11 protein-coding genes and 1 pseudogene are annotated in these 12816 nt (G+C 39.6%); 9 read left to right on the top strand and 3 right to left on the bottom strand.

Annotated elements, in window-relative coordinates:
- The first annotated feature begins 958 nt into the window (after positions 1–958).
- The 4 genes from ACZW67_RS11190 to ACZW67_RS11175 all read left to right on the top strand — a co-directional run bounded on the left by ACZW67_RS11190 (position 959) and on the right by ACZW67_RS11175 (position 5363).
- On the top strand, positions 959–2773 hold the full coding sequence (locus tag ACZW67_RS11190; RefSeq protein WP_465183306.1) for an NAD(P)/FAD-dependent oxidoreductase: 1815 nt from the start codon (positions 959–961) through the stop codon (positions 2771–2773).
- A 336-nt stretch (positions 2774–3109) separates the two neighbouring features.
- Positions 3110–3826, top strand: coding sequence for a 3'-5' exonuclease (locus ACZW67_RS11185; protein ID WP_197217089.1), 717 nt, complete (start codon positions 3110–3112; stop codon positions 3824–3826).
- A 189-nt stretch (positions 3827–4015) separates the two neighbouring features.
- Positions 4016–4195 carry an AraC family transcriptional regulator gene (locus tag ACZW67_RS11180; RefSeq protein WP_465183308.1) on the top strand — a complete coding sequence of 60 codons (180 nt, stop codon included), beginning with the start codon at positions 4016–4018 and terminating at the stop codon, positions 4193–4195.
- A gap of 670 nt (positions 4196–4865) precedes the next feature.
- The gene (locus tag ACZW67_RS11175; protein WP_465183305.1) at positions 4866–5363 is read left to right on the top strand and encodes an N-acetyltransferase family protein; all 498 of its coding nucleotides are present in this window, start codon (positions 4866–4868) and stop codon (positions 5361–5363) included.
- 349 nt (positions 5364–5712) lie between these two features.
- Here ACZW67_RS11175 and ACZW67_RS11170 read toward each other — a convergent pair whose 3' ends face one another.
- Positions 5713–5937 (bottom strand): hypothetical protein, encoded by a 225-nt coding sequence (locus ACZW67_RS11170; RefSeq protein WP_465183304.1) that lies wholly within the window; start codon positions 5935–5937, stop codon positions 5713–5715.
- A 233-nt stretch (positions 5938–6170) separates the two neighbouring features.
- Positions 6171–7064 carry a LysR family transcriptional regulator gene (locus ACZW67_RS11165; protein WP_465183303.1) on the bottom strand — a complete coding sequence of 298 codons (894 nt, stop codon included), beginning with the start codon at positions 7062–7064 and terminating at the stop codon, positions 6171–6173.
- 168 nt (positions 7065–7232) lie between these two features.
- Here ACZW67_RS11165 and ACZW67_RS11160 point away from each other — a divergent pair, with 168 nt between their 5' ends.
- Entirely contained in the window at positions 7233–8210 is a 978-nt protein-coding gene (locus ACZW67_RS11160) for a zinc-dependent alcohol dehydrogenase family protein (RefSeq protein ID WP_465183302.1), read from the top strand.
- Between the two features lie 166 nt (positions 8211–8376).
- On the opposite strand, the gene ACZW67_RS11155 is transcribed toward ACZW67_RS11160, so the two are convergent.
- The gene (locus tag ACZW67_RS11155; RefSeq protein ID WP_201593288.1) at positions 8377–8994 is read right to left on the bottom strand and encodes a trimeric intracellular cation channel family protein; all 618 of its coding nucleotides are present in this window, start codon (positions 8992–8994) and stop codon (positions 8377–8379) included.
- Positions 8995–9438: 444 nt separating this feature from the next.
- On the opposite strand from ACZW67_RS11155, the gene ACZW67_RS11150 reads away from it, so the two are divergent.
- The 4 genes and pseudogenes from ACZW67_RS11150 (at position 9439) to ACZW67_RS11135 (ending at position 12541) form a co-directional block, all read left to right on the top strand.
- Complete coding sequence (locus tag ACZW67_RS11150; protein ID WP_465183301.1) at positions 9439–10479, top strand: hypothetical protein; 1041 nt, start codon at positions 9439–9441, stop codon at positions 10477–10479.
- A 30-nt stretch (positions 10480–10509) separates the two neighbouring features.
- Complete coding sequence (locus ACZW67_RS11145) at positions 10510–10869, top strand: hypothetical protein (protein ID WP_465183300.1); 360 nt, start codon at positions 10510–10512, stop codon at positions 10867–10869.
- A 189-nt stretch (positions 10870–11058) separates the two neighbouring features.
- Complete coding sequence (locus ACZW67_RS11140; RefSeq protein WP_465183299.1) at positions 11059–11274, top strand: hypothetical protein; 216 nt, start codon at positions 11059–11061, stop codon at positions 11272–11274.
- A gap of 62 nt (positions 11275–11336) precedes the next feature.
- Positions 11337–12541 (top strand): annotated as a pseudogene (locus tag ACZW67_RS11135) (IS256 family transposase).
- Positions 12542–12816: the final 275 nt, after the last annotated feature.

The raw sequence follows: 12816 nt of genomic DNA, 5'->3' as shown, positions 1-12816 counted from the left end.
TGTTTCTAAAATACTTAAAAAATTATATTAAAAATTCTAATACACTTATTAAAGTATATTTGGCTATATCTTATTGCAAATAGCTATATTTAATGATATTTACCGGTGTTTCTATAATATATGTTGCTGAAAAGTTACAGTCAAACGTTATAAATTAATACAACCTATAAGCGTATCTAATACCCATAAAGGCCGTATTTATAAATTCAATACGCTGGAAATAATTTAAATAGAAACTGCAATGAAAAATGCAACTAGGGATTAAATAAGAATGTATGAGAGGAAGTGACCATCTCTAAGCTATCGCACATAGGTATCATGGGGTGCTTTCAGTGACCTTAACCGTTCTGAAATGTACTTTTAGCCGCTATAAAGCTTGAGAGATTTTTTGATTTGGAAAAGGTAAAAAAAGCCACAACACAAGAATTTGTATTGTAGCTTTGTCTAAATGAAACCTTATTTTTATGGGTCTCATAAGCACTACCCAACCTACACGCGTGCTAGTACGCTGAATGAATACGATGGCATTATAAAACAGGCATATATACCAAATGACTTTCAAAAGCAGAAGCTATCTCATCAGCTTTTACTATCACTGATCCCATGCGACATAATGACCCCTGACCTATTATAAGATTCAAACAACACCCTTTTTTCGCTCAGCAAGTACATTATCTTAGGGTGTTTGAGAGAACAACCATACACCATAATTGACAATATCTGTTTATAACAGATATAGTCTTTACGGACTATCACTCTTCTAAAGAGACGCTGTCCTTAAGACAATGCTTTTTCTCGAATATAGTGATTTTCTTGTTTGAGATAACACTCAATAATATCAATCAGTTAGACTTTTAATTCACTTCTTAAAGCATGCTATTTGGTATTTTGTGAGTTTTTACTGCTGCACATGGAGTTCGGCGGTAGAGTAATAAACATAACCAGGGAGAGGAATTTTATGACTGCTCAAAAATTAGACCATACGTTATCCGCAAGCCAACAAATCACTAATTGGCTACAAGATTTCGATCAAACCCTACGTACCAAAAACATCGACAAAGCTGCTGAATTCTTTGAAAAAGAAGGCTACTGGCGTGACTTAGTTTCTTTTACTTGGAATATCAAAACGCTAGAGGGACAAGATGAAATCAAAGAAATGCTTTCGCATACATTAGAGACCACTGAGCCACACGACTGGCAGCTTGATGGAGATGCAGTAGAAAACAATGGCGTAATAGAAGCTTGGATCTCTTTTAAGACCAAAGTATCGAAAGGCTATGGACATTTACGACTGCGTAACGGCAAAGCTTGGACATTACTGACCACGATGACTGAGCTCACAGACTTCCCTGAAAAGCGCAAAAAACTACGCTCAAAAGGGGCTGAACACGGTGCAGATCCTAATCGTTTAACGTGGCAGGAAAAGCGTGAGCTTGAAGAGAAAAACCTTGGTTATAGCGAGCAACCTTATTGCTTGGTTATTGGTGGCGGACAAGGTGGAATCGGTCTAGGAGCTCGCTTACGACAACTAGAAGTTCCTACCATTGTCATTGATAAACAGCCGAGACCTGGTGACACATGGCGCAACCGTTATAAATCATTATGCTTGCACGATCCTGTATGGTACGACCACATGCCGTATCTTCCTTTCCCTGACAACTGGCCAGTATTTACACCAAAAGACAAGGTGGGTGATTGGTTAGAGATGTACACTAAAATTATGGAGTTAAATTATTGGGGGTCAACTGAATGTGTTAATGCGGCCTTTGATGAGGAATTACAGCAATGGAATGTAGAGCTTGATAGAGCGGGTGAACGTTTAGTATTACATCCCAAACAATTGGTTTTAGCCACAGGTATGTCCGGATTACCAAACATTCCTGAAATTAAGGGGGCGAAGGACTTTGCTGGAGAGCAACATCATTCTAGCCAGCACCCAGGTGGTGAAGCATATCGAGACAAAAAATGTGTTGTGTTAGGTGCTAATAACTCGGCGCATGATATTTGTGCTGCCCTATGGGAAAATGGTGCAGACGTTACTATGATACAGCGCTCATCAACGCATATTATCAAATCCAATACGCTGATGGATGAAGTGTTAGGTGGTTTGTATTCAGAAGAAGCCGTTGAAAACGGAATAACTACCTATAAAGCAGATCTGACTTTTGGCTCTATTCCTTTCAAAATCATGCCGGAATTTCATGAGCCTGTATACCGTAAGGTAGCAGAGATAGACGCTGATTTTTATAAGAGGCTAACCGATGCAGGCTTTATGCTCGACTTTGGTGAAGATCACACTGGTCTATTTATGAAATACTTACGTCGAGGTTCTGGTTACTATATCGATGTAGGTGCCTCTGAGCTTGTCGCGGAAGGTAAAATAAAGCTGAAACCCAATGTAAGTATTGATCATATCAAACCCAAATCGGTCGTACTAACTGACGGTACAGAGCTAGAGGCTGATTTGATTGTGTATGCCACTGGGTTTGGTTCTATGAACGGCTGGGCTGCAAAAATAATCTCCCAAGAAGTAGCAGATAAAGTTGGTAAGTGTTGGGGAATGGGCTCAGATACTGCTAAAGACTCAGGCCCTTGGGAAGGCGAGTTAAGAAACATGTGGAAACCGACACAACAAGAAGCATTATGGTTCCATGGTGGAAACTTGCACCAGTCTCGACATTACTCTCAATACTTATCACTACAAATTAAAGCCCGAATGGAAGGCTTAGAGACACCGGTATATGGCCTGCAAGAAGTGCATCACTTAGAGTAAATTAAACGTTGCCAGAGTCAGTTCAACTTATAACAACAGTAAATATAATGCCCATACTGGTGAGATTCAGTATGGGCATTTTTTCAGTTCAGCCATTTTTACGGTTATCTTTGCGCAGGCAGACACCTCTTTATTAATAATCTCATATGTATTAGAACCGCTAAGACTGGTATAGTTAGCGATTATTTATGCAGCAAGCTCGCTAGTCAATTATCGCTATTAGCAATTAATATCGTAGCTTGTTAATTAATAGCAATTCTCTTAGCTGTTATTATCACTATCAAAGCTTTTACGCCTTTACCACTCACATCTAGCACCAAACTATAAACGGACACTATGACCACATATATACTCGACACCGAAACCACAGGTCTTGTTGAACCTCACATGACTGAAGCCGCCTACTCTATTATTGACATAAATAATGGTAACGTAGAGGTAATCCAGGAACCAAGATCTAAGCGCTTTAATCCTCTAAAAGAAATCAGTTTAGGGTCTATGGCTGTATCACATATATGTGAAGAAGACGTCGTGAATGAGCCACCTCATACCGACTTTAGATTGCCTAGTAGTGTTGAATATTTGATAGGTCATAATATTGATTATGATATGGGCGTTCTAAAAAATGCAGGCGTGACCCATACCCCTAAATTAATCTGTACCAATGCAATGTCCAATCATCTCCTTCCCACTCTTGAGAGTCATAAACTGGTATCACTGCTCTATCATTTCCATAGAGATGTAGCGCGTGCTCAAGCAAAGCATGCACATGCTGCTATTTATGACATTTACTTCACTCAATTGGTGCTTGGCAGCCTAATTGACTTAGCAAATAGCCAAGGTCATGTCATCACTGATGTAGAGAGCCTATATACCTTTAGTCAAATGGCACGCATACCCACGCATTTGAGTTTTGGTAAGTTCAAGGGTGAGGCTATTGCAGATTTAGTTACCCATTCGGATGGTGCTGGGTATTTAAAATGGCTGCTCAAACAGGATACGGTAGATACGTATTTGGCTGAAGCTTGTAAGCAGGCATTAGCATCAGTATAAATCCCTATAAATGATTATTGACCCAGTATAAAAAGCTGAGCTATAGTTAATCCTTTATAAAAGAGAGACAGCGTTAACCTCGCTTGATGCATCCCATATACATCTACACTTGGTTGCCTTGTCTCTCTTTTAAACTGAATCAACGATATGGATGTTACCTTACCTTAGATAATGTGACTAACATTGTAGCTGAGCCCCTGCAAAGAGCATTCTCAGGTAGATTGGGTTGATATCGCTTTCGAGTTTGGTTTTAGTGACCAGCTGCATCTGATTCGTTATCTCAAGCATCAAATCGGCACAACACCTAAAAAATATGTGTCAAAAAGAGGCTTCACCATTGACATCTATGGTGGCGTCAGCTCGTCGTAGATAGCCTTGAATTTTCTGCCAATGACTTACTTATTGCTCATATTAACTATAACCACAGTGCATATTTAGCATGATGCGACGTATATTTTAGGCAATAAAAAACCCGCAGTCGTTAGCAGGTCTTTTTGATAGAAGTTACTTCTTTCTGTGTTATTTCCCTTATCTTAATGGGTACAGCGTACAACCATTCCATTCCGGCATCACAATAAAAACATTCATTCTCAAACTTTACGATATAAGCTGTAAAATCATTACCATTTAAATAAGTGATTGCCTGTCGGTCGTTCTCATCAGTGACAGCACACCATATTTTTTTATAGCCACGCTTCAGCATGGCTCGCGCTAAATTGCTCCCTGTTAGTTCATTATCCACTATACATTTTTCATCTCCTAACCGTGAATTTATAAAGCCTTTACAGTTATAGCAAATAAATAATGCTTTTTATACTCTTTTTAAATACATACTTCTACTTGATACCTGTCGTACTCGTCTATTTTCTGTCATTCAAACGGATGATTTTTTGAAGGGAAGCCGTTTGTTATAACATCTGTTATACGATTCGATGAAGGAGCTTTGGCCTTCGACAATTTCGGGGTTGTTTAGAAACCTCAGATGATGTATTTTTGCTACGCTGTAGTACTATCCTAACATTCAACTATGGAGTGCTACATGTTTTTTACACGTAAGGCAAACCAGACCGATGTATCAGATATTGCTCATATACACTTTGAAAGTTGGAATGCTACGTATTCGGAGCTTTTACCTAAAATGTATAGAGACAAAGAAAATAACTTATCTCAAAAAATGGAGATGTGGGGGAAAGTATTACCTAGCTCTGGTGTGAACACATGGATAGCATATGATGCTGAGAATACCACTGTAGGATTTATTTCTTACTCTAAGAAAGATTCCAAGTGTGAAATAACCACTCTATATCTTCTACCGCAATATCAAAATTTAGGGATAGGTACTAAGTTAATGAACGCAGCTCTAATTGATGCTTTTCAGTGTAATAGCTGCTCTAGTCTATCTTTATGGGTTTTACAAACCAATCTATCTGCGATTAATTTCTATGAAAAATTTGGTTTTGAGTCTGACGGCCAATGTCATGAAGAGCTATACGAAGGCACCAAAATAACAGATGTCAGAATGATAAAACTACTCTAATATCTGTTATTTTGAGTATACCTATGTCGAACCAGTCATGTGCCTTCACTGGTTTGGTTCCCTAGTGAGGACTTGAATCTACGGCCCTATGTGCAAATGACACCAATAGTTTGAATTGTTGAGATAGTAGTAAGGTACTTCACAATATACCTAACGTTAATACTTTAAGATTAAAGAGAGTTACTTTTGATTTAGTATTTGATATTTATTATATTCATCTTTGTCACTATACGTCAGCACCCAACAGAAACCGACCAAAATAAAAACGTCAGGTCTAGTGTTCATGCTCTGACGTTTAAAGCGGGCGAAAAGATGACACTGATTGATAATGTGGTTGTGGAATAAGCATTTAGTTCATGTGAGTGCCTGTCACGCTTGTTTTTACCTGCATGATTAGTGATAAGCAATAAAGGGTTATTGCCAAGGCTAAAAAAATAAAAGTCAGAGGTAAAAACAAGCTGTCTTGAAGCACTCCATCAGAAGCAATGCCACCATAAAATAAGCTTTCCATCAGCCCAGACATTCCAGCGAGGGCCAGCATAATTGAGCCACTGATAAATAATTTAGATGTCATGAAAGCTCCATAGGCTGATATTTAAGAGTAATAAGTCATTTTAAATTTAGAAGCATTCATCAAGTCATGAGTGCCTAGGCCTATATCGTATATGAAATAATACGCGTATTGGGCGCTCTCCTATTTTTTCATAAACTATTCATACTCGGTCTTTAAAAATATCAATATTCGTTAAAATGTATTTAGCAGTCGTTGACTATAAAAATTTGTGCTATCAAGCTGTAGACCCAAACTCAAATCGCTATCATGTGCTCTACCAAAAAATCTAAAAAAACGCGTGTTTTTGGTGAGACCATATCTCGCTTTAAATAAATAGCGTAAGTGGCACTGAGTTCTTCATAAGGACTAAAAATATGATCTGGCATGACTTGAACCAATGACCCGTTCGCCAATTCACTTTTAACAGCCCACAATGGGATTAGCGTCAGACCTGTATGATTCAACACCAGCTGCTTCTGACCATTCACGGAGTTCACTGAAACCTGACTATTAATCATCAACTTTTTACTATCTTCTGCTATCAAAAACCACTCTTTCCAACCGTTATAACCATATCGGATACATTGGTGATCAGCTAGATCGTCAATGCTACAAGGCGTGCCATTATTTTTTAAATATTGGGGGCTTGCACACAGCAGAAAATCATTAAATACCAAGCGTCTGGAAATCATGGTCGAATCAGATAGGCGTCCACTTCGGATAGCCACGTCAATATTTTCTTCTATAAGATCTACAACCCGCTCTGTTAACTCAATTTTCATATCAATATCTGGATATAACGACATAAATTTCGGTATTAACGATAATACCATGCTTTCACCAAAACCGACTGTCATGCTGATTTTCAGCTTACCCTGTGGCGTTATTTGTAAATCATTAACGGCTCTTTTGGCATTATCAAACTCTGACACAATTCGCTGAGAGTATTCGTAATATTTGTGCCCCGCTTCAGTCAAACTGGTGTTTCTGGTCGTTTTATTGAGCAGACGTACTCCCAACTCTTTTTCAAGCACTGCTAACTGCCGTGAAATAGAAGACGGCTGTACATCAAAGATGCGGCTGGCCTCTGAAATGCTACCGGTTTCGACAACACTATTGAAATATGCCAATCGATTTATTGAGCTCATTGCCACTCCTCTATTAAGTTGATAGGTATTCCATTTAACTGTAACCATGGCTTGCTCAAAAAGCAAAAGTAATTTGTTTTCTGGGTAATGGTTTGCTGGATTAGCAACGTCTAAACTGATTGTCCTGAAACAAACAATAAGACATTCACACCAGTAAAGGGTAATAACATGAAAGCGATGATCATTAAAGAAATCGGTACAACTGCAGTTTTTCAATTGGCAGAAAAACCAAAACCAATTGCAACACTAGGTCATATGGTTGTGGAAGTGAAAGCCACTAGTGTGAACCCTATTGATACAATGTTGCGCTCAGTCGAGCTGCCTTGGTCAGAAAACTTGCCAGAGATACTACACGGTGATGTAGCTGGTATTGTGAGCGAGATAGGTGCCGACGTCACTGAATTTAGTGTTGGTGACGAAGTTTATGGTATGGCTGGTGGTCTCAACGGTACTGATGGTGCACTTGCTGAATTCATGTTAGTTGATGTGCGTTTAATGGCTAAAAAGCCTAAAACACTCAGTATGAAGCAAGCCGCAGCCCTGCCGTTGGTCGCGCTCACTTCTTATGAGGCACTCGTACAAAAAATGAATGTCAAAGAAGGCGATAATATCCTGATTCATGGTGCAACAGGGGGCGTTGGTCATATTGCCGTTCAGCTAGCAAAAGTACTTGGCGCGACAGTCACCGCTACCTACTCTCCTGCTAATAGTGCATTAGCACAAACACTAGGCGCGGATCATCTAGTGGATTATACAACAGCGGAGGTTGATGATTATGTGGCGACGTATACTAACGGCGTGGGTTTTGACAAAATTTTCGATACGGTGGCTGGTGATAATATTCAAAAATCTTTTCAAGCCGTTAGATTCAATGGCCATGTCGCCACTATTTTACCCATTGCTGACCCATTGCAAGTTGCTCTCAAAGCCTTATCCTTTCACGGTGTTTTGGTGCTCATTCCATTATTTCATGGCATCAACCATGAATCGCACGGTCGTATCCTGACAATGATTGCAGAGCTGGTTGATAGTGGCAAAATTACGCCTATCATAGATAATAGTAACTACTCTATTTGGGAGGTAGCGCGCGCGCATGACCACCTTGAATCAGGTAAAGCAGTGGGTAAAATTACGCTCACTGTATAGTAGTATTAGGGCATGTCCTCATTTTGAACATGACGATAAAAATGAGATAAATTGCAGCCAGACTGTATTAAATAGCTGTGTTAAAACGAGGTGTTCACAGGTAGTAACGACTCTCTAAAATAACACAGCTCGCTCGTAGAAACTCTTATAACGGTAGGGTCATATTTTATTTAGAAGTTTCTAACAAATGGAATACGGGTAATCGCCACTTTGCTCTAACCGCTGCCATACGGATTAAATAACCAGCAACCAAACTAACAATGACACTGATATTGCTACTAACAGTAAAATACTGGAGTGTTAAATATAAACACGCAACGATCAAAGAAACTGAAGCGTATAACTCATGATGCAAAACTAATGGGGTTTGGCGACATATTAAATCACGCAGCAACCCGCCAAAGACGCCTGTTACAATGGCAGCAACCACACAAACACCATAGTGAAGTCCCATGTTAAGCCCTACTTGGCAACCAATAATGCTAAAGGCCGCTAACCCCAAAGCATCCAAACGCATAAAAACACCATTAAATTTAACAACCCATCTCGCCAACCAAGTCGTTATAAGCCCAGCCACACAAACAATTAATAAATACTCAGGATGTTCTACCCAAGTTAAGGGATAATTACCAAGTAGGATATCTCTTACACTACCACCACCTATCGCCGTTACACTCGCGATAAGCATAACGCCAAACCAATCCATATTTTGTCGTCCCGCACTTAGTGCACCTGTCATTGCCTCTGCTGTAATACCAATAATGTAAACTATACTCAAAAGCATGGAATACTCACCTTAAATCTATCTGATAGTGTAAATGAGGGGAGATTGTAAAGATAAATCTGATGTATTACGAATGATAATTTGAATCGTTTTGCAAGCATCAAGTAACAATCTATTTTAGCAACGGGAAAGCAAAAAATAATGCAACGTTATTGTCACTTTATATGCAAAAGCACCGCTTCTCCCAAGCATAAAACGCAGCTTATGCCTAATCATCAAATTTTCATAAACAAGTAAAAAAGTTACTGAATAGACACGGTCACAGGCTTTGAACTCCACTATCCTAGTGCCCTGACTTAGATCCCATCTAGAAAAAATAGGTACAAACCAATATTCCACACCAAGAATGGATAATGGTTTTCTTAAATTGCCAAATGATATCGGCTGTACTGAATTTATTATGAATTGCCTATATAACAATTTTCTGAAGGACTAAAAATTATTATGAGAAAAACATTACTGCTCAGCATACTGATATTAAGTCTGACTGCGTGCCAGAACATCAATAAGCAGAGCCTCGAGACAACAACGGTTTTACAAAACAACCTACCTACAACCACCGTAACCGATAAATATACCAACAATATAACGGGCGATTACGTCACAGACGGCTATACAAAACGTAACGAGGGTTACGACTGGTTTGCGATCAGCGTACGTGATGCTGGTCCAGACGCTATCAGTTTGTCTATTCGTTCTCGCATAGACAAAAAGAAACCTACTTGTACATTAGACACCGTACTTCATAAAGCTAATGATGGACGATATCAGTTTTGGGTAGATAATAACCCCGTTTATTTGCTCTTTGATGACAATAGTTTATCCATTGAAGGTGAAACATCCCATCTACAAAAAACAGCTTTTTATTGTAGCGGCGGTGCAACGCTTGGTGGCGTATATCAAAAGTTAAGCGATACGCTGGACAACTGGACAACTGGACAACTGGACAACTGGACAACTGGACAACTGGACAACTGGACAACTGGACAACTGGACAACTCACAATACGCTACATCACTCAACTATGGTGATTTTTCTACTCAAGTGACCAGTACCTCTGACGGCAATGGTGGTTATATCTTAAAAATCCAGCCAATGGGCGAAGATATTATCGAACGACCAATTAGCGATCCTGTTGTTAGTGCTGATGTGGGTGATATTAATGGCGATGGATACCATGAAATTCTGGTATTTACTCAAAGTGTGGGTAGCGGTTCATATGGTGACGTGATTGCTTATTCGAGCAATAAAGGGCTGTCGTGGAGTCAAGTCTCTTATCCAGAGCTAACTAATAAACTCAAACAAGGTTATATGGGTCATGATGAATTTTTCTTGGTTGAGAATATATTGGTTAGACGTTTTCCACTCTATTTAGAAGACGATAGCAATGCCAATCCACAAGGTAAAACACGCCAAATTCAGTATCATATGATAGAAGGTGAAGCTACTCGTCAGTTTGTGATTGACACAGTTAACGAATTTTAAGTATTCCTTAAAAGTTTACTGGGTCATAGAGTGGCACAAGTGCTATATAAAAACTTTGAAATACAGTTGATTTTAGCATTAACTGTATTCACGACTGCCTGTGAAAATATGAACTTTATTCAAACTACAGCTATTAATACTGTATTTGAGGAGACGGAGCTGGTAAAAGCTAAACCAATCTCTATCGAAAAATCGAATATAAATTTCGACAGTCATCCAATTGCAAAACGTTATAGAACTGTGATTAGTGAAGAGTATGCGAAACAGGACGTAAATGTTGTAAACCATTACGTAGTAATAACATGGGGCTGTGGTTCAGTCTGTGTCAGTGGTGCGATGGTGGATAGCCGAAATGGTATGGCCTACCTTTTACCAGAGGATAAAGAATGAGGCAGTAATGGCACATATGTTAAATTTGATCAGGACAGTAAGACTCTAACGTCAGTATGGGTAATTCCAACCCCAACAGGCGATACTGGAGAAACGTAAAAATACTGGAAATGGGATGAGCAAGCTAAAGTATTTGCACATACTTATGCATTTCCAACATATCTTTAAAATAAATAACAGAGAAGCCCTATGAAAAAAATAACCAAAATGCAAATGGTAACGATAGTTGCCATACTCCTATATATTGTATGGGAAATTTATATCGGTATATGGTCTAAAACACAAGTTGGAGCAATAATAAGAGTCGATGTGTTCATTATTTATCCAGTTTTAATAGCTTTAATTATTATTTCAATCAAACAATATATAAAAAATAAGGGGGCTGTAGTAGATAAAGAAGCTTAGGAACAGGGGAGTTTCCTAAAAACTGTGTAACTGCTTATAATCCAATAACAGGAGAATAAGCAATGACTACTCAATCTGACATTAAAAAACTGGCCGAGCAAATGGCCAGCAGCATGAACAGCTTCGATGATATCAAAGACTTTCAAAAGCAGCTCATGCAGTCGTTTATCGACACTGCCCTTGAAGCTGAGATGGAAGACCATCTCGGCTATCCCAAGCATGAAAAGGCGGATAAGCCAAACAAGCGCAACGGACACACTAAAAAGACAGTCCGCAGTGACACAGGCGATCTTGAGATATCTACCGCAATAGCAGCTTTGAGCCTGTGCTGGTCAGTAAGCATCAAAGTCGTATTAGTGGCCTTGATGATAAAATAATCATGTTTTATGCCAAGGGTCAAACCACCACGGAAATTGTAGAAACCATCAAAGACATCTACGACGTTGATATATCAAGCTCTCTTGTCTCAAGAGTCACTGACAACATCTTAGATGACATCACCGCTTGGCAGAACCGGCCACTGAGCAGCGTCTATCCTATCGTCTACTTAGACTGCATTGTCGTTAAAGTTCGTCAGGACAAGCAGATCATCAACAAGGCTATCTATCTGGCGCTAGGTGTTGCTCTTAACGGTAAAAAAGAGCTGCTTGGTATGTGGCTATCAGAGAATGAGGGCGCTAAGTTCTGGCTGGGTGTACTCACTGAACTACAAAACCGTGGAGTACAAGATATCCTCATTGCCTGTGTCGATGGTTTAAAAGGCTTCCCTGATGCCATTAACACCGTCTACCCCAACGCTCAGGTTCAGCTGTGTATCGTGCATATGGTGCGTTATTCCATGAAGTTTGTGCCATGGACGGATAAGAAAGCCGTAGCGGCTGATTTAAAGGCCATCTACGGCGCTGATACGCTTGAGATAGCAGAGGCCAATCTTGAGCACTTTGATGAGGTGTGGGGTGATAAGTACCCTCATGTGGTCAAGTCTTGGCGCAATAACTGGGAGGGCTTAACGGTGTTCTTCGAGTATCCTAAAGACATCAGAAAAGCCATTTATACCACCAATGCGATAGAGTCGCTAAACAGTGTGATTCGGACGGCGGTGAATAAGCGTAAGGTGTTCCCGTCTGATCAGGCGGCATTCAAGGTGGTGTACTTAGCCACCCAGCAGGCATCCAAAAAATGGTCGATGCCAATTCGTAACTGGACGGCTGCTCTTAATCGTTTTATGATTATGTTTGATGACCGTATCAGCAAGCATTTAATCTAAATGGCAGTTACACAGAATCTGGGATGGTCTCAGGAACAGTGCTCGATGACATACTAATCTTTTCTTTTTGACGCCTATTGTTTCAAATAAGATATATCGCATGCTTACCCTTCATATTGCTAACGGCGCGTCTTCTTCCGGCGCTTTAAAACATTACTTCAAACAAAATCAGTTTGATAGGACAAACGAAGTGTTAGTGGTGTTTTGATGACTATCTCAATAGCTTAATCAGACCATCCTAAACCGACTTTTTCCGCTAAAAAATTTATCATAAC

This window comes from Psychrobacter sp. TPE 89C, from assembly GCF_055522395.1.
Note: the sequence above shows the minus strand (reverse complement) of the source record. Positions and strands in the feature narration are given on the sequence as shown.

Coding starts and splice junctions, on each gene's coding strand:
- ACZW67_RS11190 (WP_465183306.1), top strand. CDS start 959: ATGACTGCTCAAAAATTAGACCATACGTTATCCGCAAGCCAACAAATC.
- ACZW67_RS11185 (WP_197217089.1), top strand. CDS start 3,110: ATGACCACATATATACTCGACACCGAAACCACAGGTCTTGTTGAACCT.
- ACZW67_RS11175 (WP_465183305.1), top strand. CDS start 4,866: ATGTTTTTTACACGTAAGGCAAACCAGACCGATGTATCAGATATTGCT.
- ACZW67_RS11170 (WP_465183304.1), bottom strand. CDS start 5,937: ATGACATCTAAATTATTTATCAGTGGCTCAATTATGCTGGCCCTCGCT.
- ACZW67_RS11165 (WP_465183303.1), bottom strand. CDS start 7,064: ATGAGCTCAATAAATCGATTGGCATATTTCAATAGTGTTGTCGAAACC.
- ACZW67_RS11160 (WP_465183302.1), top strand. CDS start 7,233: ATGAAAGCGATGATCATTAAAGAAATCGGTACAACTGCAGTTTTTCAA.
- ACZW67_RS11155 (WP_201593288.1), bottom strand. CDS start 8,994: ATGCTTTTGAGTATAGTTTACATTATTGGTATTACAGCAGAGGCAATG.
- ACZW67_RS11150 (WP_465183301.1), top strand. CDS start 9,439: ATGAGAAAAACATTACTGCTCAGCATACTGATATTAAGTCTGACTGCG.
- ACZW67_RS11140 (WP_465183299.1), top strand. CDS start 11,059: ATGAAAAAAATAACCAAAATGCAAATGGTAACGATAGTTGCCATACTC.